Origin of the sequence: Variovorax sp. NFACC27 (assembly GCF_048301545.1) — a bacterium.
Lineage (GTDB): Bacteria > Pseudomonadota > Gammaproteobacteria > Burkholderiales > Burkholderiaceae_C > Variovorax > Variovorax gossypii.
The window spans coordinates 8,019,754-8,043,563 of sequence record NZ_CP157613.1; the positions used below are offsets into that span (position 1 = coordinate 8,019,754).

Sequence of the window (23,810 nt, forward strand, 5' to 3'; positions counted from 1 at the left end):
GACCGAATTCGCAGACTACGCCTCGGCCGTGCCCGTCCCCATAGGCGGCAGCACACGCGGCGCGGCCGAGGTGCCGCACGAATGGCAGAACTTCGAGAACGCGCTCTTGCGCGTGCTGCACTTGCCGCAGTGGTCGAACAGGCCGATGCCGCAGTGCGGGCAGAAGTCGATCTCGTTGTTCTTCAGGTCCACCGGCCGCTCGCAGCCCGGGCACACGCTCTTGGCCAGGCGCGCTAGCGCCGTGTCGTAGCTGAGTTCTTCCCGCCGCACCTGGTCGGGCTGCTGCTCGGCCAGCTTCTGCCGCGCGAGGTACCTGTTGAGCGCGACGATGGCATAGCGCCCCACCAGCACCGTGAGCACGATGCCCACCACGTAGCGCACATAGCCGCCGTAGCTCGGCAGGTAGGGCACCAGCTCGACGAAGAAGGCGAACAGCGCGAAGAAGATGAAGCCCCACACGAACGGCCAGTAGGTGCTCTTGCGCTTCTTCGCGAAGAGCCAGCCGGCCACCACCAGCAGCGGCAGCGTGAGCGCCAGCCGGTAGGCGAACACGCGCAGCTCGATGCGGCGGTATTCGGCGTCGAGCTTGAGCTGCGCCTCGTGTTCCAGCACCGACAGCGCCGTGCGCGCGCCCTGCTCGGCCTGGCGCGCGTCCAGCGCGATCTGCTGCTGCGCGTTGACCTTGCGCTGCAGTTCCTCTTCCTTCTGCTTGAAGGCATCGAGCGCCTTGGTGCGCGCGATGAGCTCGGTGTCCTGGTCGGGTTGCGCGGTGGCGCGCCGCGTGGAAAGCCAGTTGCCGAAGGTCTCGCGCGCGTTGGCACTGGCCTGCTGTGCGGCGTTGAGCTGCAGGCGGATCTGGTCGAGATCGCGCGCGGCCTGCAGCTCGGCGGCTTCCGAGGCCTTGATGGTGGCGCGCAGCGGCTCGGCCCTGGGCTTGTCGATGAAGTCGTCGAGCTGGCGCACCCGCTCGACCTGCGGCAGGTCGCTCACCACCGTGCTGCCGAGCCCGATGAGGAAGCTCGCGAACACCAGCGCCACCAGCCAGAGGCCGCGGCGGAACCATTTCTCGGAAAGTCTCAGGGACTTGCTCATGTTGTTTTCTCCTTGTTCCTTCTCACTGGAGCTTCAGTGTCACAGGCGCAGCGCCCAGCCCGGCGCGCGGCATCCACGCGAACACCGAATCGACCGTCACCGTCTCGATGCGGTCCGAGAAGCGCTTGTCGTTCGGATGATCGTCGAAAGCCACGTTGGCCGAACCCACGCGCCCGCCCAGCCGCGTGAGCGGGCCCAGCTTCAGCGTGGTGGGCTCGTAGCCCTTGAACTGCATCCATGCCTGCGCCTGCGCGCGGTTGGCGATGGTGGCGGGCTCCATGGCGGCGGCGAGCGTCTCCATGGCCCACTGGTTCGACTGCTGGTACTTGCGGCCCCACACGTAGCTCACGATGCTGTAGGGCTCGATGTGCAGCCGCACGATGCGCGCGGGCGATTCGTTGAGTGCGGCCAGCAGTTGCGCCTGCACCTCGGGCGTGGGCACCACCCACGCGGCCTCGTAGCGCCACGGGTCGTCGAGGAAGAACTCGCCGAGCCCCTGCCGGTAGACCTCGGCGATGGCGGTGCCGCACTGGTTGAGCTTGTGCACCACGCGCCACGGGCCGGCCTCGGTCTTGTAGGCGAAGCCGAGATGCGAATAGCGAAGGCCGTACTTGCTCAGGTCCTGCCCGGCGCGCGCCAGGATCACCACGCGCGCCCCGCTGGCGTCGAGCGCCTGCGAGGTGCGCTCGGCCATCCGCATGCCCTTGACGATCACGTCGGGCGTGGGCTTGACCTGCTCGCAGGAGCGGCCGGCCTGCGCCTGCATGGGCAGCAAGGCCGCCGCGACCGCCAGCGCGAGCAGCGGCGCCAGCGCGCGGTTCACGACAACCTCTCGTTGTGGAGCAGCGCGCGGCCGATGGCGTTGGGCACGAAGGCCAGCACCTCGCCGGCGGCCGACAGCACGACGCCCGAGCCGATCACGGTGACGAGGACGCTGGTGCCCACGGCCTTCGCCGCGCCTTCGGCCACCCGGCCCGAAACCTTGATGCTGGCGCGCGCGCCGTCGGAGGCGCGTTCGAGCACGTACACCGTGCCGTCGACCGAGGCCTCGACCGCGACCACGGCGAGCGTCGAGCCGCCCACCGAGAGCGCGGCGGGCAGCGCGACCGCCGTGGTGGCCGAAGCCCCGACGGCGGAGCCCGCGATCACCACCGACGCCACCGGCATCAGCGAGAGGGCGAGCGAGGCGTCGCTCTGCGCCTGGGCTTGCATGGGAACCGCGACACCGGCGAAGGCGGTGCTGGCGGCAACGAGGACAGCGGCAATCGACTTCCTGATCATGATGAGTCTCCGTTCTTGAGGTGCGAGGGTCATTCGGCGGCAGTTGCAGCAGCAGCGGCGGCGGCTTCGGCGCGCGCCATGCGGCGGCCCTGCATGCGGGCTTCGGCCAGGTCGGCTTCGTGGCGGTCGCGCAGCGTCTTGGCCAGCGTGAAGGCGGAGCTGATGAGGAACAGCCAGCTCACGCCCAGGAAGGCCTTGTAGGCCTCGTTGATCTCCATGCGCACGAGGCCCCAACCGGTCAGGCCCATCGCAATGAAGAAGCTGCCCCAGACGACCAGCTTCCACATCGGCACGTCACGCGACGCTTCAGTGCCACGCTCGGCCGCCTGCTGGTTGTCGCGCACGAACTTCGACAGCATGAAGGCGGTGCTCAGGCAGAACACGTAGCCCATCACCATGAACGCCCGGTCCAGCGCCTCGCCCGGCAGCCAGCTCAGGCCGGTGGCGCACAGGAAGACGGCGATCGCGAACGAAGCCCAGGCCTGGAACTGCCAGGCCCGCGTGTCGCGCTGGATGAAGACGGTCGTGGTGGATGAGAGGGGTTGCATGTGTGCCTCGCGGCGTAGTGAAGGTGAGCGAATGATGGTTCGCTCCCGCACCGCGAGACTCGAATGCTTGCACCAGTTGCGGTTTTCGGCTCCGCCGGTATCCTCAAGAGATACTTTTCGGGTGTTTCAGGAGGCCAGCAGGGCGCTCACGCGCTGGCGCAGCGCATCGGGCTGCACCTCGGCCGGCGGCACCGGGGCACCGACGTTCAGGCCCACGCGGCTGAAGAAGCCGCGGCGGAAGGGCTTGGCCATGGCCACGCGCTCGCCGCCGCGCAGCTCGATGCGGCTGAAGTACGAGCCCCAGAGGTTGGTCAGCGCCATCGGGATCACCGGCGGCTCGATGCCCTGGGCGCGCGCGCCTTCGAGGATCTTCATCACGCCGCCCTTGAAGGGCTGCAGCTCGCCGTCGCGCGTGATCGCCCCTTCGGGGAAGATGGCGAGCAGGTCGCCCTCGCGCAGCACTTCCTGCGCCTTGGCGAAGGCCGCCTCGTAGGCCGCCGGGTCTTCCTTCTGCGACGCGATGGGGATCGCCTTGGCCAGCTTGAAGAGCCACCCCAGCACCGGCACCCTGAAGATGCGGTGGTCCATGATGAAGCGGATCGGCCGCGGGCTCGCCGCCATCAGCAGCACGGCGTCGATGAAGCTCACGTGGTTGCAAACCAGCACGGCCGCGCCCTCGGCGGGAATGTGCGTCTCGCCCTTGATGTCGAAGCGGTAGACGAAACGCGAAAGCACCCAGGCCACGAAGCGCAGCAGGTACTCGGGCACCAGCATGAAGATGTAGAACGCCACCACCGCGTTGGCGATGCCGGTGAACAGGAAGATCTGCGGAATGGTGAAGCCCGCGCCCAGCAGCGCGCCCGCGATGACCGAGCTGCCGATCATGAAGAGCGCATTGAGGATGTTGTTCGCCGCGATGATCCGCGCGCGGTGCGTGGGCTGGCTGCGCAGCTGGATCAGCGCGTACATCGGCACGCTGTAGAGCCCCGCGAACAGCGACAGCAGCGCCAGGTCGGCCATCACGCGCCAGTGCGCGGGCTGGTGCACGAAGGCGCCGATGCCCATGTCGTGCGTGGCGGGAGCGAGGCCGCGCGAGGCGAAGTACAGGTCGATGGCGAACACGCTCATGCCGATGGCGCCCAGCGGCACCAGGCCGATCTCCACCTGCCGGCGGCTGAGCGTCTCGCACAGGAGCGAGCCGACACCGATGCCCACCGAGAACACCACCAGCAGCAGCGAGGCCACCTGCTCGTCGCCGTGCAGCACTTCCTTGGCGAAGCTCGGGAACTGGCTCAGGAACACCGCGCCGAAGAACCACATCCACGAAATGCCCAGCAGCGAGCGGAACACCACCACGTTCTCGTTCGCGAGCTTCAGGTTGCGCCAGGTCTCGCTGATGGGGTTCCAGTTGATGACCAGTCCCGGGTCGGTGGCCGGCGCGCGCGGAATGGCCTGCGCCACGCCCCGGCCGACCAGCGCCAGCAGCACGCAGCCCACGGCCACGCTCGTGTGGCCGACCTGCGGCAGGGCCACCAGCAGCCCGCCGGCCACCTGTCCGAGCAGGATGGCGACGAAGGTGCCCATCTCGACCATGCCGTTGCCGCCGGTGAGCTCGCGCGCGTCGAGCACCTGCGGCAGGTAGGCGAACTTGACCGGGCCGAACAGCGTGGAGTGCAGCCCCATGAGGAACACGCAGCCCAGCAGCACCACCGCGTTGGCCGTGACGAAGCCCCAGGCGGCGATCAGCATGATCACGATCTCGAGATCCTTGACGAAGCGGATCATCTTCGTCTTGTCGAACTTGTCGGTGAGCTGGCCGGAGGTGGCCGAGAACAGCAGGAACGGCAGGATGAAGAGCGCGCCGATCACCAGGCCCGCCATGGAAGGCGGCATCCAGCTCAGCTGGAGCTGGTAGGTCACCATCACAGTGAAGGCGAACTTGAAGAGGTTGTCGTTCGCCGCGCCCGCGAACTGCGTCCAGAAGAAAGGCGCGAAGCGCCGCTGCCCGAGGAGCGCGAACTGGTTGGCGTGGGCGTTCTCCTCGTGAACCACTGGCGTGGCTGCTGCGGCGGAGGGATTTGTCATTCGAAGAGTGCTCCTCATGCGGCCACGGCGGCGGCGCCCGGATTGTGCCGCAGCGCGGCTTCCCAGCGCATCTCCAGCTTGCGCAGGGCGAACACCACGGGCAGCCCGGCGAGCGAGGCCGTCAGGTGCTTGAGCGTGTGGCCCGACACCGTGTGCCGCGTGAACTCGTAGATCTGGTGGTCGGCCATCTCGAAGCCCTTGGCCAGCACGTAGAAGAAGATGACCCAGCCCAGCTTCAGCCCCACCGACTTGCGCATCGGCGTGGAGAGCGCCAGCGTCAGCACCAGCGCCATGCCGCCGAATTGCACCAGCGCCCAGGGCATGACGTTGCCCGTCTCCTGGAACACCTCGGCCGAGAGCAGGCCGGCAGTCAGCACGAACCAGGCGGCGGGCCAGCCGGCGCGCTGGCTCACCCGTTCGCAGACCGCCACCCCGATCAGCCCGGCGAAGGCCACCGCCATGCCGGCGCGGTCCGCCGCGAGCCGGGGGCCGTCGGGCATGAGGTGATAGAAGGCCGATCCGGCGGCGGTGGCGATCAGGCCGGCGAAGAACAGCCAGGCGCAGTCGAGCGTGTTGTCCGGCGGGTCGCTGGCGGGCGGAGCCAGCGGGAACTGCGACAGCGCCTCCTGGTGCGAGCGGTCGATGCGGTTGAGCCGGTACAGGCCCCACAGGCCGATCACCACGAAGGGGACGTTGCTCAGCACGTCCATGGCATTGGGCAGCCCGTGCCAGGCGCGGTTGTCGGCGAACACCGAGGCGATGGCGACGTCGGCCGCCGGCAGCTCGGGGCCGAAGAAGGCGATCAACGTGAGCAGCGCGAAGGTGAAAAGCAACCCGCGTTCGCGGCGGCTGAGAGAGGGCAGAAGCATGGCGGTCCTCGGTGGTGGTCTGAACGTGGGGCGGAATTTAGGGTCCGGACCCCTCCGGAGGCATCGAGAATCGATACGAGGTACTAATTCACACCCAGTGGTATCTCCAATTGATACTTGCCGACGCCCGTGTACGCTTCCGGCCCATGAGTACCACCGTCGATCTCGTCCAAGCCCTCAAGAACGAACTCAAGAACGCCCGCATGACCTACGCCGACCTGGCGCGGTCGCTGGACATGGCCGAATCCAGCGTCAAGCGGATGCTGGCCAAGAGCGACATGCCGCTGTCGCGCGTGGACGCCATCTGCCGGGCGCTGAAGATCGATTTCGCCGAACTGGCGCGCCGCGTGGCCGACGCCCAGCCGCTTTTGAAGGAGCTGACGCACGAGCAGGAAAAGGCGGTGGTCAAGGACAAGAAGCTGCTGCTGGTGGCCATCAGCGTGCTGAGCCAGTGGACGCTGGAGCAGATCGTGGCCGCCTACCGCGTGAGCGAGGCCGAGTGCATCGGCTTCCTGGCGCAGCTGGACCGCATCGGCATCATCGAGCTGCGCCCGCTCAACCGGTATCGCCTGAAGCTCGCCAAGACCTTCCGCTGGCGGCCGCACGGCCCGGTGATGGAGTTCTTTCGCGAGAACGTGGTGCTCGACTACTACAAGGGCGGCTTCGACGGCCCGGCCGAGGGCCTGCTGCTGGTGCACGGCCAGATCAGCCGCTCGCTGGCGCCCGCCTTCCTGGAACGCCTGCAGCGCGTGGCGCAGGACTTCGCCCAGCAGCACCAGACCGACCAGAAGCTGGCCGCCAAGGACCGCGAGGGCTACACGCTGCTGCTGGGGATGCGGAACTGGGAGTTCGAGGCTTTTACAAGGCTCCGTAGAGCCTGAGGCTCAGGGCTTGGCCGCTTCGAGGGTGTCGCGCATCGTGCGCGCCGCATTCTTGGCCGCTTCGGCGAAATCGTCGCCCGACGAGGCGTAGATGATCGCCCGCGACGAGTTCACGACGATCGGCGCATCGGCGCGCCAGCCGGCGCGCACCGTGGCGACCGCATCGCCGCCCTGTGCACCGACGCCGGGAATCAGCAGCGGCACCGTGGGCGCGAGCTCGCGCACGCGCTCGATCTCGGCGGGGTAGGTCGCGCCCACCACCAGCCCGAGCTGGCCGTTCAGGTTCCACGGCCCCTGCGCCAGCTTGGCGACGTGCTCGTACAGGAAAGGCTGGCCCTCGACGTCCGCCAGCCGCTGGCCCTGCAGGTCGGAGCCGCCCGGGTTGCTGGTGCGGCACAGCAGGAAGGCGCCCTTGCCCTCGTGCTTGAGGTACGGCGCCACCGAGTCGAAGCCCATGAAGGGCGACAGCGTCACCGCGTCGGCACCGTAGCGCTCGAAGGCTTCCAGGGCGTACTGCTCGGCGGTGGAGCCGATGTCGCCGCGCTTGGCGTCGAGGATCACGGGCACGTGGGGCGCGTTGCGGCGCATGTGCTCCATGAGCTTCTCGAGCTGGGCTTCGGCGCGATGGGCGGCGAAGTAGGCGATCTGCGGCTTGAAGGAAATGACCAGATCGGCCGTGGCGTCGACGATGCGAGCGCAGAAATCGTAGATGCGGGTGGCGTCACCCTTGAACTGACCCGGGAACCTGGCTGGCTCCGGATCGAGCCCCACGCAAAGCAAAGAACCGTTTTTTTGCTGTGCGGCGGCCAGCTTGTCGAGAAAAGTCATGAGGCCCGATTTTAGGCGGGCCGCCCCGGAACCACGCCAGCCCGTCAGTTCGACGCCGGCGTGTGCTGCTCGGCGGCCAGGCAGAGGTCGGCCCAGGCACGGGCCTTGTCGGCCGGATTGCGCAGCAGGTACGCGGGGTGGTAGGTGGCCACCACCATCGCCGCGCCGCCGGCGGAATCCAGCGGAACGACGCGGCCGCGCAGCTTGCCGAGCGGGTCGCCGCTGCGCATCAGGCTCTGCGCGGCCAGCGGGCCCATGGCCAGCACGACGCGCGGAGCGATGGCCGCCGCATGCTCGCCGAAGGCCTCGTCCATGGCGCGCGGACTGCCGGGCTGGCCGGCGGCCACGCCGCGGTGGGTGCGCATGAGGTGCACCGGCGTGCCGCCATCGTGCAGCTTCAGGGCGCGCAGCATGTTGTCGAGCAGGCGGCCGGCGTCGCCGGCGAAGGGATCGCCGTGGCGGCCGTCGGCCTCGGGAGGCATGTCGGCCACGACCAGCCAGCCGCCCTGTGCGGGCTCCGCGCCGGCATCGGCATCTGCATAGAGGCGGCAGGGTGCCTCGACCAGAACGGCTGCGCCCTGGGTGACTGGCGCGGCGGCGCGCGGAGCCGGCGCGGGGGCCTGCACCGGTGCGACGGCAGGCCGGGCGACAGGCGGCGCGGCCACCGGCATTTCGACCTCCTGCCGCTCGTCGACGATGGCCACTTCCTCCTCGACGGGCGCCGGAGCTTCGGGCGCTGCAGCCACCTCGACCGCCTCGGGCACAGGCCACCAGACCTTCACGCCCATCTCGTCGAGCATCGCGCGCTGGCGGGCGTCGAGCCTCAGTGTCTGCACAGCGCCGCTCATCGCAGGCCTCCCCAGGCGGTGGTGCTTTCGTTCAGGCGCAGGCTCATGACGACCGCGTCCTCGCGCTTGCCGTCGTGCGCCGGGTAGTAGCCCTTGCGCACGCCGACGCTGCGGAAGCCCTGGCGCAGGTAGATGTCGAGCGCGCGCTGGTTGCTCTGGCGCACTTCGAGCCAGAGCCACTGCGCGCCCTCGGCGCGCGACCAGCCGCCCAGCGCCTCGAGCATGAGCGGCGCCCAGCCTTGGCGCTGGAAGGCCGGCGCCACGGTGATGTTCAGCAGGTGCACCTCGTCGACGCCCTTCATGGCGACGAAGTAGCCGATCAGCGTCTCGCCCAGCTGGGTGACCGGCGAATTCACGCCCGGCGCCGCGCCGGGGGCCAGCAGGCACTGGCAGTGGTAGCCCACGGCCATGGAATCGGTGAAGTTGGCGCGCGTCCAGGGGTGGCTGTAGGCCGTCTGCTCGACCGCGCAGACGGCATCGATCCGCTCGACGGTGAGCGGTTCGAGGCGGGCTTCGACGGGTTGGAGGACGGCGCTCATGCGAGGGTGTCTAGCGTGCAGCGGCCGCCTTGATGGCGGCGCGCTCTTCGGTGGTTTGCGCCACTTTATCGCGAACGTAGAGCGGCCAGGCCTGCGCGGCCGGCACGGTGCGCCCGGCGGCGAGCAGCGCGGGCGCCAGCCGCAGCATGGCGACGGCCGTCGGCAGCGCCTCGTGGCGGGCGGAGGCCGGGGCCAGGCGCGCGCCGTAGGCGGCGAAGGCATTGCCGGCGAGGGCCCAGCCGGCGGGCACTTCGAGCTCCTCGGGCGACAGCAGCAGGGGCTCCTCGCCGCCTTCGGGCTGGCCGAGCGGGCCATGGGCCGCGAAGTCGTAGCGCGCGGCGTAGACCTGGTCCATGCGGGCATCCAGCACCGCCACCACCTGTTGCGCACCGAAGGCATGGCGCGCTTCCTCGGCCACCGCGAGCAGGGTGTCGACCGGCAGCAGCGGCACCTTGGCGCCGAAGGCCAGGCCCTGCGCCACCGAGCAGGCGGTGCGCAGGCCGGTGAAGGAGCCGGGGCCGCGGCCGAAGGCGATGGCGTCGAGCTCGGCCAGCGCGAGGCCGGCCTCGCCCAGCAGCTGCCGGATCAGCGGGAGAAGGGTGCTGGAGGCCTGCGCGCCGCCGGCCCCCTCGTGCGCCAGCAGCCTGTCGCCGTGCATCACGGCCACGGACAGGTGTTCGGTGCTGGTATCGAAGGCGAGCAGCTTGGGCGGGACGGAAGGCATCCCCGCGATTATCGAGGGCCGGGCAATCCCGAAGCACGGCCTGCGATATCGGCTGCGTTCGCGTCATCCGCACCGTCACTGCGCAGGACCGTCAACCCCGCCCGGCGCAACGGCGCCAGCGCCCCCGCCGGCGCCTGCGGCGAAACCAGCAGCGTGCCGGCCGACGCCACCGGATTGACCACCCACGCCGACGCCGCGCCGATCTTCTCCGACGAAGCCATCACCACCGTCTCGGCCGCCGAGGCCATCAGCGCGCGCTTGATCTCGGCCTCCTCCAGGTCGCCCGTGGTCAGCCCGGCCTCGGCGTGCACGCCGGTGACGCCCATGAAGTAGGTGTCGGCATGGATGCGCGAGATGGCCGCCATCGCCGCCGAGCCCACCGCCACCATCGAATGCCGGAAGAGCCGCCCGCCGATCAGCACCACCTCGATGCCGGCATGCGAAGCCAGCTCCACCGCCACCGACGGGCTGTGCGTGACCACCGTGGCCCGCAGATTCGCCGGCAGGTGTCGCGCGAGCTGCACGGCGGTGGTGCCGCCGTCGATGAACACCACCTGCCCCGGCTTCACCAGACGCGCGGCGGCGCGGCCGATGGCGATCTTCTCGTCGGGCGCGAGCTGCTGGCGGCCGGCGAAGTCCGCCTCGGCCGCCGCCAGCGGCAGCGCGCCTCCGTGCACGCGCAGCAGCAGGCCCTCGGCCGCCAGCTCGCGCAGGTCGCGGCGGATGGTGTCCTCCGACAGGCCGAGTTCTTCGCTGAGCGACTTGGCGACGACGTTGCCGTCGCGTTGCAGGACCGAGAGGATGTGTTGCTTGCGCTGGCTGGTGAGCATCGGCCGATGGTATCGGCTCGCGCCGGCATTTGCACGTTTTTTCTTGTTTTTGCACGAACATGCGCATATGCTCCGAGCCATGACCATCCACGACCGCGTCCGGGTGCACGAAGTCACCCTGCTCTCCGACAACTGGTACACGCTGCGCACCACCGCCTTCGACTGGCGCCGCAATGACGGCCAGTGGCAGCGCATGCACCGCGAGACCTACGACCGCGGCAACGGTGCCACGCTGCTTCCCTACAACCTCGAGCAGCGCACCGTGCTGCTGACGCGGCAGTTCCGTTACCCGGCCTTCGTGAACGGGCACGACGACCTGCTGATCGAGGCGGCCGCCGGACTGCTCGACAACGCGGCACCCGAGGAGCGCATCCGCGCAGAGGTCGAGGAAGAACTCGGCTACCGGCTGGGCGAGGTGCGCAAGGTCTTCGAGTGCTTCATGAGCCCTGGCTCGGTCACCGAGAAGCTGCATTTCTTCGTCGCGCCCTACGAGCCCTCGATGCGCGTCGGCGAAGGCGGCGGGCTGGCCGAGGAAGGCGAGGACATCGAGGTGCTGGAGGTGGGCATCGACGAGGCGCTGGCCATGGTGGCCGACGGGCGCATCGCGGACGCCAAGACGGTGATGCTGCTGTATCACGCGAAGCTGCACGTTTTCCCGCCGGGATAATGGGCGGATGCCTTTCGCCTTTCGTCGTGTCCCCGGTGCGCTCGCCTGCGCGCTGACTCTCGCAACGCTGGCTCCGGCCGGCGCACTCGCCCAACAACAGGCACCGCAAGCCCTCCCGACCCAGGTCGAAGCCGCCCTCGCCCGCGCCAAGGTGCCGCGCGAGTCGGTGACCATGCTGGTCGCCGAGGCCGACGGCACGCGCCAGCCTCGCCTGGCCTGGCGCACGCAGGCGCAGGTGAACCCGGCGTCGATCATGAAGCTGGTGACCACCTACGCCGCGCTCGACCTGCTCGGCGCGGCCTACAGCTGGACCACGCCGGTCTACGTCGACGGCACGGTGAACAACGGCGTGCTCAACGGCAACCTCTACATCAAGGGCCAGGGCGATCCGAAGCTGGTGCTGGAGCGCGTGTGGCTGCTGCTGCGCCACGTGCAGGGGCTGGGCATCAGCACCGTGAGCGGCGACATCGTCCTCGACCGCAGCGCCTTCGAGACCACGGTGGAAGGCGACCCCGCCGCCTTCGACGGCGAGCCGCTGCGCCCCTACAACGCCTCGCCCGACGCGCTGCTGGTGAACTTCAAGTCGGTCAACATGACCTTCGCTCCCGACCGTGCCGGCCAGATCGCGCGGGTGAGCTACGAGCCCCCGCTGGCCAGCGTGGCCATGCCGCAGACCGTGGCGCTGGTGCCCGGCGAATGCGGCGACTGGCGCGGCACGTTGCGCGCCGACTTCAGCGACGTGAACCGCATCCGCTTCAACGGCGGCTTCCCCAGCGGCTGCGGCGAGAAGAGCTGGGCCGTGGCCTACGGCGACCCGCGCACCTACGCCATGCGCGCCATCGGCGGCATGTGGGCCGAGATGGGCGGGCGCGTCGGCGGCCAGATGCGCGAGGGGCGCGTGCCGGCGGGGCTGAAGCCGGCCTTCGAGTTCGAGTCGCCGCCGCTGGCCGAGGTGATCCGCGACATCAACAAGTACAGCAACAACGTGATGGCGCAGCAGCTGTTCCTCACCATCGGGCTGGCGCAGAAGAACCGCGGCACCTTCGAGGCCTCGCGCACGGCGCTGGGCCAGTGGTGGCGCGATCGCATCGGCACGGGCGAGGCGCAGCCGGTGTTCGAGAACGGCTCGGGCCTGTCGCGCGACGAGCGCATCAGCGCCGCCGCGCTCGGCCGCATGCTGCAGGTGGCATGGCGCTCGCCGGTGATGCCGGAGCTGATGTCCTCGCTGCCGGCCATGGGCGTGGACGGCACGCTGAAGAAGCGCACGCTGCGTTCGGGCGGCTCGGCGCACCTGAAGACCGGCACGCTGCGCGACGCCTCGGGCGTGGCCGGCTACGTGGACGGCGCGAGCGGACGCCGCTACGTGCTCGTGGCCATCGCCAACGGCGAGAACGCCGGGGCCGCGCGCGCGGCCTTCGACGCGCTGGTCGATTGGGCCTCGCAGGACAACTGAGGGCCTGAAGGCCGCCTGCACGGCCGGCGGCTGGCTGGCTTGCAGCGCTGTGTACTGAAGTTTTCTGAGGGCAAACGCCCGCTTGCGCACGGCCATGCCGCTGCACAGAATCGGACGGTCGTTCGATTCCATACAGACAAGCCAAGCGCACCAGCGCAGGAGACATCACGTGAACCAGCCTCATCCCCAGTCCTCGAGATCCCTGCGCAAGACCGGCGCCTTCACGGCCGTCGCAAGCGCCGCGACGCTGCTGCTGCTCGCCGCGTGCGGCGGTGGTGGCGGGGGCGGAGGAGGCATCGGCATCGGGGTGGGCGTTCCGCCGCCCGCGGTCGACAACGGCCGGGGCTCGGTGGTCACCGACCCGCCCGAGAAGACGGCCGCGCTGACGGCCACCCAGTTCACCGCCAGCCTGCAGGCCAGCGACCAGGGCAAGGCCCTGCTGCAGGTGGCGGGCACGCCCAAGTGCGGCGTGGACCTGCGCTACCTCGAGTACCGCACCGTCGGCGCGAAGAACGAGGCCACCAACGCCACCGCCGCCATCATGGTGCCCACCGGTTCCGACGTGGCCTGCGGCGGCCAGCGCCCGGTGGTGCTCTATGCCCACGGCACCACCGCCGCCAAGGCCTACAACCTGGCGAAGTGGACCGACAGCACGCAGGCCGCCGCCGGCGAGGGCCTGATGGTCGCCGCCATGTTCGCGGCGCAGGGCTACATCGTGGTGGCGCCCAACTACGCGGGCTACGACAAGTCGACGCTGCCCTACCACCCGTACCTCAACGGCGACCAGCAGGGCAAGGACATGGTCGACGCGCTCACCGCGGCGCGCAAGACCTTCTCGGGCATCGGCGCGAACGACGCCGGCTCGCTCTTCATCACCGGCTATTCGCAGGGCGGCTACGTGGCGATGGCCGCGCACCGCGAGATGCAGGCCAACGGCAAGGCGGTGACGGCATCGGCGCCGCTGTCGGCTCCCTCGGCCATCAGCCTGCTGACCGACTACACCTACCTGGGCTGGCCGGCACTGGGCGCCACGCTGTTCGTGCCGCTGCTGTCGACCAGCTGGCAGCAGCAGTTCGGCAACGTCTACGGCTCCACCAGCGACGTGTACGAGGCGCAGTACGCCAGCGGCATCGACACCCTGCTGCCGAGCACTTCGCCCGGCACGCTGTTCTCCAGCGGCAAGCTGCCGCAGCTCGCGCTGTTCCCGGCCAACGCCACGCCGGGTCCGGTGAGCCCCGAGCTGTCGATCTTCTACGGCGCCAACAACCTCATCAAGCAGAGCTTCCTGACGCAGGCGGCCGGCGACATCCAGGGCAACCCCTGCGCCGGCAACGCGCTTCCGGCCACGGCGGCCTCGCTGAGCACGACCTCGCCGCTGGACTGCAAGCCGTCCACGGGCTTCCGCAAGGCCGCCATCGCCAACGACCTGCGCAACTGGGTGCCGACCCGGCCGGTGCTGATGTGCGGCGGCGCCAACGACCCCACGGTGAACTTCGTGAGCACACGCGCCACCTCGGGCTACTTCCGCGCCAAGGGCATGCCGTCCAGCTTGCTGTCCGTGGTGGACCTGGAGGATTCGGCGGCGATCGACGCCTACTCGACCGCCCGCGCCGGCTTCGCGCAGGCCAAGGCCCTGCTGGCGCAGAACACGTCGGGCAGCGCATCGGACAAGGCCCAGGCCGTCACTCTGGCGTACCACGGCACGCTGGCGCCGCCGTTCTGCCTGGCCTCCGCGCGAGGCTTCTTCCAGGGTGTCCTCGCAGCCGGAGGCTGAACGAAGAGCCCATTCCAGGAACACCGCGGAACCGGCTTTGCCGGGCCGCTGGTGTTGCCCCCTGCAAGGGGGTGGGCGGCCACACGAAGTGGGCAAGCCTGGGGGTTAGCCAGGTTCAAGCGGCCGACGCCCTTTGAAGGCGGTCTTTCACGCCTTCCCAGTCATGCGTGTCGGGCGGCGTCTCGACCCAGATCAGCTTGACGCCCTGCGCGTCGAACTCGCGCAGCACCGCGAACAGCAGCTGCGCGCTCGCCGCGGCGTCGTCGGGCATGCGTCGCAGCAGCACGCGCTGCGAGCGGCTTCGCACCGCCGTGCGCGACCACACGGCGATGTGGGCGGCATTCGCGCCCAGCACATCGAGGCCGGTCTGGATCGACTTGGCGTCCATCAGCCGCACCTTGGCGTTCGGCGCGTAGTGCGCTTCGAGCGTGCCCGAGGCGCGCGGGTCGGGCGTTTCCAGCACTTCGCGGTCGGCGAGCTTCTCGCCGCAAGCGGCCTCGATCTCGGCACGCGTGATGAGGCCCGGGCGCAGCAGCACGGGCGCGCCGCGGCTGCAGTCGACGATCGTCGATTCGATACCCACGTCGCAGGCCCCGCCGTCGATCACCAGCAGGTCGTCGCCGAACTCGTCGTGCACGTGCTGCGCGGTGGTCGGGCTGACGCGGCCGAAGCGGTTGGCGCTGGGCCCCGCGACGCCGGGCACGCCCTGCTCGGCGCAGGCCTCGAGCAGCGCCTGCGCCACGGGATGCGAGGGGCAGCGCAGGCCGATGGTGTCCTGCCCGCCGGCGGCCGCCGCGCCCACGCCGGGCTGGCGCGTGACGATCAGCGTGAGCGGACCAGGCCAGAAGGCCTGCACCAGCTTCTGCGCGAAGGCCGGTAGCGGCTGGGCGAAGCGCGAGAGCGATTCGGTGCCCTTGGTGCCGGCCGCCACGTGGACGATCAGCGGATGGTCGGAGGGCCGCCCCTTGGCCTCGAAGATGCCGGCCACGGCCGTGTCGCTGCTCGCGTCGGCGCCAAGGCCGTACACGGTCTCGGTCGGGAAGGCCACCAGCCCGCCCGCGCGCAGCACGCGCGCCGCCTCGGCGATGGCTTCGGGGGTGCGGCCGTCGAGGATCATGCGAGGTCGGCGGTGCTCACCGCCGGCAGGCCCAGCAGCAGCGCGGCCTGCGAGGCCGTGGCGCGCACCGCCTCGAGCGTGGCGCCGGTGAGGGTGAGGTGGCCCATCTTGCGGCCGCGGCGCGGCTCGATCTTTCCGTAGAGGTGCAGGTGCGCGCCGGGCAGCGCGAGCACCTCGCTCCAGCGCGGCGACACCGGCTTGTCGGCCTTGCCGTCGGCGCCGGCGGGAAACCACAGGTCGCCCAGCAGGTTGAGCATGATCGCGGGGCTGTGCTGGCGCGGCGCGGCCAGCGGCAGGCCGGCGAGGGTGCGCACCTGGAGCTCGAACTGCGACACGTCGCAGGCTTCCATCGTGTAGTGGCCGCTGTTGTGCGGGCGCGGCGCCATCTCGTTGACGACCAGCGAGCCGTCGGCCAGCGCGAAGAACTCGACGCACAGCACGCCCACGTAGCCCAGGCCGTTGGCGATGCTCTTTGCCGAATTGACGGCGCCCTGCGCCACCGTCTTGGGCATGTTCTGCGCATGCACCTCGGTCACGGCCAGGATGCCGTCGCGGTGCAGGTTGCGCTGCGGCGGGAAGTGCACGATCTGGCCGTCGCGGCCGCGCGCGAGGATGACCGAGCACTCGAATTCGAGCGGCAGCATCTTCTCGAGCACGCAGGGCACGCAGCCCGTGGCCTGCCAGGCGTCGACCAGCTCGGCGCGCGTCTTCACGCGCTGCTGGCCCTTGCCGTCGTAGCCCAGGCGCGCGGTCTTCAGGATGCCGGGCAGCAGGTTGTCGTCGACGGCTGCGAGCTGGGCGGCGGTCTCGATGACGGCGTAAGGCGCGCAGGGCACGCCGCAGCGGGTGAAGTGCGCCTTCTCGGCGATGCGGTCCTGCGCGATGGCGATGGCCGGCGCGGCGGGCGACACCGGGCGCGCCACCGCGAGATGCTCCAGCGAGGGCGCGGGCACGTTCTCGAACTCTGTGGTCACCGCGTCGGCCAGGCCGGCGAGGCGGGCGAGGCCGTCGACGTCGTCGTAGTCGGTGTGGATGTGGTGGTGGCTCACGCGGCCGGCGGGGCTGTCGGTGTCGGGGTCGAGCACCGCCGTGAAGTAGCCCATGCGCTGGGCGGCGTGGGCGAACATGCGCCCCAGCTGTCCGCCGCCGAGCACGCCGAGCGTGGCGCCCGGGAGGATGGGCAGGTCACCGTTCTTGCTGCTCACAGGGCACCTCCGCCTTGCGGCGAGAAAGGAGACACGGGGGGAGCCTCGCCAGCGGGGGCCGGGGGCAGGGTCATGGCCTCGGCGGCCGCCGTCTGCGCGGCGCGGAAGGCGTCGAGCTTCGCGCGCAGCGCCGGATTGTTCACCGCCAGCATCGACACCGCGAACAGCGCCGCGTTGGCAGCGCCGGCGTTGCCGATGGCGAAGGTGGCGACCGGTACGCCCTTGGGCATCTGCACGATGCTGTAGAGCGAATCGACGCCCTGCAGGTGTCGGCTGGCTACCGGCACGCCCAGCACCGGCACCGTGGTCTTGGAGGCCAGCATGCCCGGCAGGTGGGCCGCGCCGCCCGCGCCGGCGATGATCGCGGCCAGCCCGCGCCCGGCGGCGCTTTCGGCGTATTCGAAGAGCGTGTCGGGCATCCGGTGGGCCGAGACCACCCTGGCTTCGTGCCCGATTCCGAATTGCTGGAGAATCTCGACCGCGTTGCGCATCGTCTCCCAATCGGAGTTCGAGCCCATCACTACACCGACCTGAATGGTTTCGTTCATGGTTTCAATTTTACGTTTCACCCCCAGCTGGTTCCGATGATCGACATCACTCTCGAAAATTTCCAGGCCGAACTGATCGAAGGCTCGGTCGCCACGCCGGTGCTGCTGGACATCTGGGCCGAATGGTGCGGCCCCTGCAAGCAGCTGGGCCCGGTGCTCGAAAAGCTCGAGGTCGAGTACGGCGGGCGATTCACGCTGGCCAAGCTCGACGCCGACAAGGTGCCGCAGATTTCCTCGCAGCTGTCGGAGATGTTCGGCGTGCGCAGCATCCCGTTCTGCGTGATGTTCAAGGACGGCCAGCCGGTGGACGGCTTCGTCGGCGCCATCCCGGCCGAGAAGATCCGCGAATTCCTCGACAAGCACGTGCCCGGCGCCGACGAGGCCGAGGCAGCCTCGCAGGAAGCCGCCGCCCAGGAGGCGCTGGCCGGTGGCGACACCGAGGGCGCGCTCGAGAAGCTGCAGCACGCGGTGGCCACCGACCCGGCCAACGACGACGCCCGCTTCGACTACGTGAAGCTGCTGCTGCAGGAAGGCCGCATCGACGACGCCAAGGTGGCCTTCGCCCCGGTGATCGCCAAGACCTCGGTGGTGCGCCGCTTCGACGCGCTGCAGCGCTGGATGGATGCTATCGATTTCGCAGCACCGGTGGCAGGCGCAGCGCCAGCTGTCGCCGACTTCGACGCGAAGATCGCCGCCAACAAGCGCGACTTCGACGCCCGCTTCGGCCGCGCCCGCCTGCTGATGGCCGCGCAGCACTGGACCGACGCCATGGACGAGCTGCTCGACATCCTGATGCGCGACAAGACCTGGAGCGAGGACCTCGCCCGCAAGACCTACATCGCCATCCTCGACATCATCGAGCCGCCGAAGGTGAAGGTGGCCGACGGGCAGATCCCGCCGGACGATCCGGTGGTGGCCAGCTACCGGCGCCGGCTCAGCAGCATCGTGCTGAGCTGATCCCCTTCCAGAAGATCTTCCCAAAGCGACCTCCGGGTCGCTTTTTCATGGCCTTTGCGGCAAGCGGGCGCGCCATTGGCGAGCCCCGCGCCGTCGCATACGATCACGCCCGATTCAACTTGTTGCAGATCTGATCTGAAAAGGAAAGACCGGCCATGCGCTCATTCGCCCGCCTCGCCCGCCGCCTTGCGCCTTCCGCCCTCGCGGCGGCGGCACTGACGACCGCCCTGACCGGCTGCGGGAGCGGCATCAGCCTCGACGAGCCGATCGAAGGCCCGGCCTGGCAACTGGTGCAGCTGGGCGACGAGCCGGTGGCGCCGGGCAGCGGCGCGCAGGTGCAGTTCGACCGCAGCAGCGGACGCGTGAGCGGCTCGGGCGGCTGCAACCGCATCTCGGGCACTTTCACGCGCACCGGCGTCGCGCTGAAGATCGGCCAGATGGCTTCGACCCGCATGGCCTGCACCGACCCGGCGCGCGGCGCCAACGAGGCTCAGTTCATTTCCGCGCTGCAGAGCGCCACGAGCTACCGGCTGGCCGGGCCGACCCGGCTGGCGCTGCTGGATGCCAGCGGGCGGACGGTGGCGCTGCTGAACAGCGGCGGGGGGCGCTGAGGGGGCAGCTACTTGGCGGCTGACGTATCGACCGTCAGCTGGATCTCCTCGGTGACCAGCCCCTGATCGGAGATGCTGACATCCACTGTGCCCTTGGCGTCGGCCTTCACCATGACGCGCACGGTGTACTGGTTCGGACCGGAGACAAGGACTTCCAGAGTTGCCGGCCCCTTGACCGACGCCATCGGCGGCTTGGCGACGCCGTTCACCGTGATGAGGTACCGCTGACCGGGTTTGACCTTTGCGTCCTCCGCTGGTGAGACGCTCATGGCGCTACTGCCGCCGGAACAACCGGGATTTCGAGCTGCCGCCTTGCGTGCATCGTTGAAAGTCAGAAGACGATTGCTCAAGGGGCGCCGTGCGGCATAAATCTCCGCCGTGCTGGCGGCGAGCGAGTCAGCGATGACATCCGCCTCCAGTGGATTGCAATCACGGCGGCCTGCCGCCTTGCAGGCATCGATCACCCGCTTGTTTGCAGCGGTAGCAGCGACCGCGTTGGCTGCATTGGCCTGCTTGAGCGCCGTCTGGGACGCCTTCAGGTTCTTGCGAACTTGAGCGGCTGCCTCGTCTGATTCCTTTTTCTGAATCGCGGCCAACTGCGCCAGCAACTGCGCCTTCTTTGTGGTGGCTGCTGGCGCAGTCGCTGGCTCTTCCGCAGGCGTCTCCTCGTCTTTGCCGGCAGACCCCGCATCACCGTCCGATTTCTTCCCTGACGTATCCGCTGCCGGTCGGCCAGCACCTTCGGAGTCCCCTTGGGTGCTCTCATTTGCGGCGTCGATCTTGACCGCACGGAACTTGCCGATGATTCCCGTGGCTTGCGTGACCAACTCATCAGGGCTGGATACCGTCTTGTTGGCAGCATTGATATGTGCTGCCACGCGGGTAAAGACCAGATCACCCTCCCGCATCAAGATGACTCCGCTGTTCCCGAGCTGGGAATACAGCTGCTCGCTGGAGGCCAAGGTCTTGCGCGCACGCCACAAGGCCGAGGCTGCCTCACGGCGCACGTAGGCCTGCGGCAGTTCGCTGTCACGGGCATAGCGCAAGACAGCTTGAGCCCGGAGCAACTCCGCATCGAGCTTGTTGATGGCCCGCGTCAGACGGTATTGCTCGGCCCACATCCTGTCGAAGCTCTCGACGTCCAGCCGCAAGGGTTCAATGGTCAGCATGGCGCAGGTCAACCCGAGAACGCCTTCGACGTAGGCCTTTTCCTGATTGGGATTGACGAACCAGTTACTTGCCGAATAGGCCGTGAAACCCACCGCCCCGGCCGCAGCCAGCCGGGTCTTCTCGCGGTCGCTGGTTACGCCGGACTTCAGGCCGCCGTACAGCGCCAGCGCCGTCACGCCCAGCAAGCTGAGCTGGGTCATCGTGCGGACGCGGGCCTGCGCCGACAGCGATTCGTACCACTCGCGCCGCTGGTCCTTCAGCGCGCCCAACGCTCCCTGAAGATTGCCGGCCAGCGGCCTGGCATTGGCGAGGGTGACCTCCTCGTAGCCGAGCTGGTTGATCGGCAAGTCGGCGCGCTTGCTGCGCTGGTAGGGATCGATGCTGCTGCAGCCCGCGATGACCAAGGCGAGCGCCGCCGCCACGCAGCGCTGCCAACGAAGAATGCTTCCGGTTTCCATATTCCCGCCCCTCATGTTCTTGGCGCACATGATGGCGAGGCGGGGACGTTCGGGCATCCCCTGTTCCCGTGGCGACAAGGCGCCCGGGATGGACTACCCGGCTACGCGGGCAGCCCCTGCTTCAGCCTGTCGGCCTGTCAGCCGGTGAGCCGCTCCAGCGCCTCGCGGTACTTGGCGGCCGTCTTCTCGATGACCTCGGCCGGCAGGCGCGGCGCCGGGGGCGTCTTGTCCCAGGGCTTGCCGTTGATCTTGGTGCCCTCGAGCCAGTCGCGCACGAACTGCTTGTCGTAGCTCGGCGGATTGGCGCCGGCGGCCAGTGCGGCCTGGTAGCCCTCGACCGGCCAGTAGCGCGAGCTGTCGGGCGTGAGCACTTCGTCCATCAGCACCAGCGTGCCGTTCTCGTCGAGGCCGAACTCGAACTTGGTGTCGGCAATGATCATTCCCTTGGTCAGGGCGATCTGCGCGGCGGTCTCGTAGATGGCGATGCTGGTCTCGCGAATCTGCTGCGCGAGCTTGGGGCCGACGATTTCCACCACGCGCTCGTAGCTGATGTTCTCATCGTGCTCGCCGGCCGCGGCCTTGGCGGCGGGGGTGAAGATGGGGCGCGGCAGCTTGCTCGCGTTGGTCAGCCCCTCGGGCAGCGGCACGCCGCAGACCGAACGGCTTTCCTGGTATTCCTTCCAGCCGCTGCCGGCCAGGTAGCCGCGCACCACGGCCTCGACCGGGATCGGCTTCAGGCGCTTGACCAGCATCGAGCGGCCGGTGACCTGCGGCACCTCCGCGGCCGTAACGGCGCTCTCGGGCGCGTCGCCGGTCAGGTGGTTGGGGCAGATCTGGCCGAGCCGGTCGAACCACCACAGCGCCATCTTCGTGAGGATCTCGCCCTTGCCGGGGATGGGCTCGCCCATGATCACGTCGAAGGCGCTCAGGCGGTCGCTCGCGACCATCAGGATGCGGTCTTCGCCGACGGCGTAGTTGTCGCGCACCTTGCCGCGCGCTAGCAGGGGCAGGCTCTGGATGGAGGAGGTGTGGACGGTGGTCATGGGGCTGGTGCGGTGAAACGGGATAGCGGAGTTCGGATTGTGCGCGCAGAAAAAAGCCACCATCGAAGGTGGCCCGCAGATCGTGAAAAGGCCCTGATCATTCGAGGGGCCGCCGCGCACGGCCGCCCGAAGCGGCCGGCCCGCCCCCGGTAGGGGGTTGGCGAAGCGACACGAAGTGCGCGCAGCCTGGGGGCGAGCCTGGTTAGATGACTTCCTGCGCCAGTTCGCCCTTGGCGTACTTGGTGGCGACGACCTGGAGCGTGTCGCCCTTGATCTTGGCGCCCTGGCCTTCGCAGCCGAATTCGATGTAGCGCTGCTTGCAGATCTGCTTGGCGGCCTCGCGCGCGGGCTTGAGCCATTCGCGGGCGTCGAACTTCTCGGGGTTCTCGGCCATGAACTTGCGCACCGCGCCGGTCATCGCCAGGCGGATGTCGGTGTCGATGTTGATCTTGCGCACGCCGTACTTGATGGCTTCCTGGATTTCCTCGACGGGCACGCCGTAGGTTTCCTTCATGTTGCCGCCGAACTTGCGGATGATTTCCAGTAGGTCCTGCGGCACCGACGACGAGCCGTGCATCACCAGGTGGGTGTTGGGCAGGCGGGCGTGGATTTCCTTCACGCGCTGGATCGACAGGATGTCGCCGGTGGGCTTGCGGGTGAACTTGTAGGCGCCGTGGCTGGTGCCGATGGCGATGGCCAGCGCGTCGAGCTGCGTGGCCTTGACGAACTGGGCGGCTTCCTCGGGGTCGGTCAGCAGCGCGGAGTGGTCGAGCACGCCTTCGGCGCCGATGCCGTCTTCCTCGCCGGCCATGCCTGTCTCGAGCGAGCCCAGGCAGCCCAGCTCGCCTTCGACGGTCACGCCGACCTTGTGCGCCAGCTGCACCACCTTGCGGGTCACGTCGACGTTGTAGTCGAAGGAGGCGGGCGTCTTGCCGTCTTCATGCAGGGAGCCGTCCATCATGACGGAAGAGAAGCCGAGGTCGATGGCGCCCTGGCAGATGGCCGGGCTCTGGCCGTGGTCCTGGTGCATGACCAGCGGGATGTTCGGGTACTGCTCGATCGCGGCCTGGATCAGGTGCTTGATGAAGGCCTCGCCGGCGTATTTGCGGGCGCCTGCGCTGGCCTGCAGGATGACGGGCGCGCCGGTTTCCTTGGCGGCCTCCATGACGGCCTGGACCTGTTCGAGGTTGTTGACGTTGAAGGCCGGAATGCCGTAGCCATTGGCTGCGGCATGGTCGAGCAGTTCGCGCATCGAGACGAGTGCCATGGGAAATACCTCGCGGGAAATTGAAAGAAGAAGAAGACGGAAAGGCGGGAAAAACTGCCGTAATTCTACCGAGCACCCTTGTGGGACAGGACCGACGCCAGCCCGAGGAAATCCATGACAGGCGGCAGCACCGGCCCGCCCAGCCACTGGATGGGCCTGGCGAAGGCGCCGATCAGCGTCACGTGGCTCAGGTCGTCGAACAGCCGGACCTGCACCGAAACGCCCGCCGCGCGCAGCGCCGCGGCCATCTGCCCCGTGTTGCGGCCGGGCTGGACCAGGTCGTCCTTCGACGCCGCCATGAGCAGGGCGCGCGGCGATCCGGACGTGACATGCGCCAGCGGCTGCGAGTCGCGCGGCGTGTCCGGCCAGTTGAAGGCGACCCGCGCCTGGGGGTCGACGATGGGCAGGAAGTCGTAGGGGCCGGCCAGGCCGATCCAGCCCGCCAGCTGCTTCGGGCTGGCCCCCACCTCCGCGAGCCAGCGCCCGTCGAGCGCGACCATCGCGGCGTTGTAGCCGCCCGAACTGTGGCCCATGACGAACACCTGCTTCGGGTCGGCGCCCAGCCGGGCCGCGTTGTCGAGCGCCCATTTGACGGCCAGCGCGCTGTCGCGCACGAAGGCCGGGTAGGTGAAGGCCGGCGAGAGCCCGTAGTCGGGCACCACCACCACGGCGCCCCGCGCGGCCAGCGCCTCGCCCATGAACCTGTAGCTGGCGCGGTCGCCGGTCGTCCAGGTGCCGCCGTAGAAGAACACGACCAGCGGCCGCCCGCCCGGCGCTGGCTGCGTGGCCGGCAGCGGCTGGTACACGTCGAGCAACTGGTGCGGCGCCTGGCCGTAGGCGATGCCGCCCTGAAACCGGTAGGTGTCGGTGGGCACCAGGCCGTTGAGCACCTTGACCGGCGAGCAGGCCGAAAGCGCCGCGGCGGCGATGACGGAGACCGCGATGAGAAAGGCGCCATGGCGCCGGCGGAGCGATGCGAAGGAGGGAAGGCTCATCGCAACAGTACGCACGCTGC

General features: G+C 69.3%; 24 protein-coding genes. 6 read left to right on the plus strand and 18 right to left on the minus strand.

The window, feature by feature from the left end:
- Nucleotides 1-15: 15 nt before the first annotated feature.
- From ABL840_RS37655 to ABL840_RS37680, 6 genes are all read right to left on the minus strand, one after another.
- Nucleotides 16-1,092 (minus strand): zinc ribbon domain-containing protein, encoded by a 1,077-nt coding sequence (locus tag ABL840_RS37655; RefSeq protein ID WP_093300082.1) that lies wholly within the window; start codon nucleotides 1,090-1,092, stop codon nucleotides 16-18.
- 22 nt (nucleotides 1,093-1,114) lie between these two features.
- Complete coding sequence (locus tag ABL840_RS37660) at nucleotides 1,115-1,915, minus strand: DUF2145 domain-containing protein (protein WP_093196067.1); 801 nt, start codon at nucleotides 1,913-1,915, stop codon at nucleotides 1,115-1,117.
- Nucleotides 1,912-2,373 (minus strand): hypothetical protein, encoded by a 462-nt coding sequence (locus ABL840_RS37665; RefSeq protein WP_143042907.1) that lies wholly within the window; start codon nucleotides 2,371-2,373, stop codon nucleotides 1,912-1,914. The genes ABL840_RS37660 and ABL840_RS37665 overlap by 4 nt, the downstream gene beginning before the upstream one ends.
- A 29-nt stretch (nucleotides 2,374-2,402) precedes the next feature.
- Nucleotides 2,403-2,921, minus strand: coding sequence for a YiaA/YiaB family inner membrane protein (locus tag ABL840_RS37670; RefSeq protein ID WP_093300085.1), 519 nt, complete (start codon nucleotides 2,919-2,921; stop codon nucleotides 2,403-2,405).
- Nucleotides 2,922-3,047: 126 nt separating this feature from the next.
- Nucleotides 3,048-5,006, minus strand: coding sequence for an MFS transporter (locus ABL840_RS37675; protein WP_093300087.1), 1,959 nt, complete (start codon nucleotides 5,004-5,006; stop codon nucleotides 3,048-3,050).
- Between the two features lie 14 nt (nucleotides 5,007-5,020).
- On the minus strand, nucleotides 5,021-5,875 hold the full coding sequence (locus ABL840_RS37680) for a hypothetical protein (RefSeq protein ID WP_093196063.1): 855 nt from the start codon (nucleotides 5,873-5,875) through the stop codon (nucleotides 5,021-5,023).
- A 146-nt stretch (nucleotides 5,876-6,021) separates the two neighbouring features.
- Between ABL840_RS37680 and ABL840_RS37685 the strand changes: the two genes are divergently transcribed.
- Nucleotides 6,022-6,756 carry a helix-turn-helix domain-containing protein gene (locus ABL840_RS37685; protein ID WP_019653935.1) on the plus strand — a complete coding sequence of 245 codons (735 nt, stop codon included), beginning with the start codon at nucleotides 6,022-6,024 and terminating at the stop codon, nucleotides 6,754-6,756.
- A gap of 3 nt (nucleotides 6,757-6,759) precedes the next feature.
- On the opposite strand, the gene pyrF is transcribed toward ABL840_RS37685, so the two are convergent.
- The 5 genes from pyrF to ABL840_RS37710 are packed head-to-tail and all read right to left on the minus strand — an operon-like array spanning nucleotide 6,760 to nucleotide 10,525.
- Nucleotides 6,760-7,584 carry an orotidine-5'-phosphate decarboxylase gene (gene pyrF, locus ABL840_RS37690; RefSeq protein WP_093196062.1) on the minus strand — a complete coding sequence of 275 codons (825 nt, stop codon included), beginning with the start codon at nucleotides 7,582-7,584 and terminating at the stop codon, nucleotides 6,760-6,762.
- A 44-nt stretch (nucleotides 7,585-7,628) separates the two neighbouring features.
- Nucleotides 7,629-8,432, minus strand: coding sequence for a uracil-DNA glycosylase family protein (locus ABL840_RS37695; RefSeq protein WP_093300088.1), 804 nt, complete (start codon nucleotides 8,430-8,432; stop codon nucleotides 7,629-7,631).
- A complete protein-coding gene (rimI, locus tag ABL840_RS37700; RefSeq protein ID WP_093300090.1) occupies nucleotides 8,429-8,971 on the minus strand; it encodes a ribosomal protein S18-alanine N-acetyltransferase in 543 nt (180 codons plus the stop codon). The genes ABL840_RS37695 and rimI overlap by 4 nt, the downstream gene beginning before the upstream one ends.
- 10 nt (nucleotides 8,972-8,981) lie before the next feature.
- Nucleotides 8,982-9,695, minus strand: coding sequence for a tRNA (adenosine(37)-N6)-threonylcarbamoyltransferase complex dimerization subunit type 1 TsaB (gene tsaB, locus ABL840_RS37705; RefSeq protein WP_093300091.1), 714 nt, complete (start codon nucleotides 9,693-9,695; stop codon nucleotides 8,982-8,984).
- An 8-nt stretch (nucleotides 9,696-9,703) separates the two neighbouring features.
- Nucleotides 9,704-10,525, minus strand: a complete 822-nt coding sequence (locus ABL840_RS37710) for a DeoR/GlpR family DNA-binding transcription regulator (RefSeq protein WP_093300093.1) — start codon at nucleotides 10,523-10,525, stop codon at nucleotides 9,704-9,706.
- 79 nt (nucleotides 10,526-10,604) lie between these two features.
- On the opposite strand from ABL840_RS37710, the gene ABL840_RS37715 reads away from it, so the two are divergent.
- From ABL840_RS37715 to ABL840_RS37725, 3 genes are all read left to right on the plus strand, one after another.
- Nucleotides 10,605-11,192 (plus strand): GDP-mannose pyrophosphatase, encoded by a 588-nt coding sequence (locus ABL840_RS37715; protein ID WP_093300094.1) that lies wholly within the window; start codon nucleotides 10,605-10,607, stop codon nucleotides 11,190-11,192.
- A gap of 7 nt (nucleotides 11,193-11,199) precedes the next feature.
- Nucleotides 11,200-12,645, plus strand: a complete 1,446-nt coding sequence (gene dacB / locus ABL840_RS37720) for a D-alanyl-D-alanine carboxypeptidase/D-alanyl-D-alanine-endopeptidase (protein WP_093300096.1) — start codon at nucleotides 11,200-11,202, stop codon at nucleotides 12,643-12,645.
- A gap of 169 nt (nucleotides 12,646-12,814) precedes the next feature.
- Nucleotides 12,815-14,419 carry an alpha/beta hydrolase family protein gene (locus tag ABL840_RS37725; RefSeq protein WP_093196056.1) on the plus strand — a complete coding sequence of 535 codons (1,605 nt, stop codon included), beginning with the start codon at nucleotides 12,815-12,817 and terminating at the stop codon, nucleotides 14,417-14,419.
- Nucleotides 14,420-14,534: 115 nt separating this feature from the next.
- Here the strand turns inward: ABL840_RS37725 and ABL840_RS37730 are convergent, their stop codons facing one another.
- Genes ABL840_RS37730 through purE form a run of 3 tightly spaced genes read right to left on the minus strand, consistent with a single transcriptional unit; the run spans nucleotide 14,535 to nucleotide 17,289 of the window.
- Complete coding sequence (locus ABL840_RS37730; RefSeq protein ID WP_093300097.1) at nucleotides 14,535-15,536, minus strand: L-threonylcarbamoyladenylate synthase; 1,002 nt, start codon at nucleotides 15,534-15,536, stop codon at nucleotides 14,535-14,537.
- Nucleotides 15,533-16,741 carry a 5-(carboxyamino)imidazole ribonucleotide synthase gene (locus tag ABL840_RS37735; RefSeq protein WP_093300099.1) on the minus strand — a complete coding sequence of 403 codons (1,209 nt, stop codon included), beginning with the start codon at nucleotides 16,739-16,741 and terminating at the stop codon, nucleotides 15,533-15,535. Before ABL840_RS37735 ends, ABL840_RS37730 begins: the two co-directional genes overlap by 4 nt.
- Nucleotides 16,738-17,289 (minus strand): 5-(carboxyamino)imidazole ribonucleotide mutase, encoded by a 552-nt coding sequence (gene purE, locus ABL840_RS37740; RefSeq protein ID WP_093196053.1) that lies wholly within the window; start codon nucleotides 17,287-17,289, stop codon nucleotides 16,738-16,740. Before purE ends, ABL840_RS37735 begins: the two co-directional genes overlap by 4 nt.
- A gap of 36 nt (nucleotides 17,290-17,325) precedes the next feature.
- On the opposite strand from purE, the gene ABL840_RS37745 reads away from it, so the two are divergent.
- Both ABL840_RS37745 and ABL840_RS37750 read left to right on the plus strand, forming a co-directional pair.
- A complete protein-coding gene (locus ABL840_RS37745; RefSeq protein ID WP_093300100.1) occupies nucleotides 17,326-18,246 on the plus strand; it encodes a tetratricopeptide repeat protein in 921 nt (306 codons plus the stop codon).
- 155 nt (nucleotides 18,247-18,401) lie between these two features.
- Nucleotides 18,402-18,857, plus strand: coding sequence for an META domain-containing protein (locus ABL840_RS37750; RefSeq protein ID WP_093300102.1), 456 nt, complete (start codon nucleotides 18,402-18,404; stop codon nucleotides 18,855-18,857).
- An 8-nt stretch (nucleotides 18,858-18,865) separates the two neighbouring features.
- Here the strand turns inward: ABL840_RS37750 and ABL840_RS37755 are convergent, their stop codons facing one another.
- From ABL840_RS37755 to ABL840_RS37770, 4 genes are all read right to left on the minus strand, one after another.
- Complete coding sequence (locus tag ABL840_RS37755; protein ID WP_093300103.1) at nucleotides 18,866-20,542, minus strand: hypothetical protein; 1,677 nt, start codon at nucleotides 20,540-20,542, stop codon at nucleotides 18,866-18,868.
- Nucleotides 20,543-20,622: 80 nt separating this feature from the next.
- Nucleotides 20,623-21,528: a phosphoribosylaminoimidazolesuccinocarboxamide synthase gene (locus tag ABL840_RS37760; protein WP_093196049.1), complete on the minus strand. Its 906-nt coding sequence runs from the start codon at nucleotides 21,526-21,528 to the stop codon at nucleotides 20,623-20,625.
- 202 nt (nucleotides 21,529-21,730) lie between these two features.
- Nucleotides 21,731-22,795 (minus strand): class II fructose-bisphosphate aldolase, encoded by a 1,065-nt coding sequence (gene fba, locus ABL840_RS37765; protein ID WP_093196048.1) that lies wholly within the window; start codon nucleotides 22,793-22,795, stop codon nucleotides 21,731-21,733.
- Nucleotides 22,796-22,860: 65 nt separating this feature from the next.
- Nucleotides 22,861-23,790: an alpha/beta hydrolase gene (locus ABL840_RS37770; protein WP_093300105.1), complete on the minus strand. Its 930-nt coding sequence runs from the start codon at nucleotides 23,788-23,790 to the stop codon at nucleotides 22,861-22,863.
- Nucleotides 23,791-23,810 lie beyond the last annotated feature (20 nt).

Bases quoted from the DNA above. Each gene is read 5' to 3' on its own strand.
- ABL840_RS37770 (WP_093300105.1), bottom strand. From the start codon at position 23,790: ATGAGCCTTCCCTCCTTCGCATCGCTCCGCCGGCGCCATGGCGCCTTT.
- ABL840_RS37745 (WP_093300100.1), top strand. From the start codon at position 17,326: ATGATCGACATCACTCTCGAAAATTTCCAGGCCGAACTGATCGAAGGC.
- tsaB (WP_093300091.1), bottom strand. From the start codon at position 9,695: ATGCCTTCCGTCCCGCCCAAGCTGCTCGCCTTCGATACCAGCACCGAA.
- ABL840_RS37675 (WP_093300087.1), bottom strand. From the start codon at position 5,006: ATGACAAATCCCTCCGCCGCAGCAGCCACGCCAGTGGTTCACGAGGAG.
- pyrF (WP_093196062.1), bottom strand. From the start codon at position 7,584: ATGACTTTTCTCGACAAGCTGGCCGCCGCACAGCAAAAAAACGGTTCT.
- ABL840_RS37730 (WP_093300097.1), bottom strand. From the start codon at position 15,536: ATGATCCTCGACGGCCGCACCCCCGAAGCCATCGCCGAGGCGGCGCGC.
- purE (WP_093196053.1), bottom strand. From the start codon at position 17,289: ATGAACGAAACCATTCAGGTCGGTGTAGTGATGGGCTCGAACTCCGAT.
- rimI (WP_093300090.1), bottom strand. From the start codon at position 8,971: ATGAGCGCCGTCCTCCAACCCGTCGAAGCCCGCCTCGAACCGCTCACC.
- ABL840_RS37750 (WP_093300102.1), top strand. From the start codon at position 18,402: ATGCGCTCATTCGCCCGCCTCGCCCGCCGCCTTGCGCCTTCCGCCCTC.
- fba (WP_093196048.1), bottom strand. From the start codon at position 22,795: ATGGCACTCGTCTCGATGCGCGAACTGCTCGACCATGCCGCAGCCAAT.
- ABL840_RS37755 (WP_093300103.1), bottom strand. From the start codon at position 20,542: ATGCCCGAACGTCCCCGCCTCGCCATCATGTGCGCCAAGAACATGAGG.
- ABL840_RS37655 (WP_093300082.1), bottom strand. From the start codon at position 1,092: ATGAGCAAGTCCCTGAGACTTTCCGAGAAATGGTTCCGCCGCGGCCTC.
- ABL840_RS37670 (WP_093300085.1), bottom strand. From the start codon at position 2,921: ATGCAACCCCTCTCATCCACCACGACCGTCTTCATCCAGCGCGACACG.
- ABL840_RS37665 (WP_143042907.1), bottom strand. From the start codon at position 2,373: ATGATCAGGAAGTCGATTGCCGCTGTCCTCGTTGCCGCCAGCACCGCC.
- ABL840_RS37680 (WP_093196063.1), bottom strand. From the start codon at position 5,875: ATGCTTCTGCCCTCTCTCAGCCGCCGCGAACGCGGGTTGCTTTTCACC.
- ABL840_RS37760 (WP_093196049.1), bottom strand. From the start codon at position 21,528: ATGACCACCGTCCACACCTCCTCCATCCAGAGCCTGCCCCTGCTAGCG.
- dacB (WP_093300096.1), top strand. From the start codon at position 11,200: ATGCCTTTCGCCTTTCGTCGTGTCCCCGGTGCGCTCGCCTGCGCGCTG.
- ABL840_RS37695 (WP_093300088.1), bottom strand. From the start codon at position 8,432: ATGAGCGGCGCTGTGCAGACACTGAGGCTCGACGCCCGCCAGCGCGCG.
- ABL840_RS37710 (WP_093300093.1), bottom strand. From the start codon at position 10,525: ATGCTCACCAGCCAGCGCAAGCAACACATCCTCTCGGTCCTGCAACGC.
- ABL840_RS37685 (WP_019653935.1), top strand. From the start codon at position 6,022: ATGAGTACCACCGTCGATCTCGTCCAAGCCCTCAAGAACGAACTCAAG.
- ABL840_RS37715 (WP_093300094.1), top strand. From the start codon at position 10,605: ATGACCATCCACGACCGCGTCCGGGTGCACGAAGTCACCCTGCTCTCC.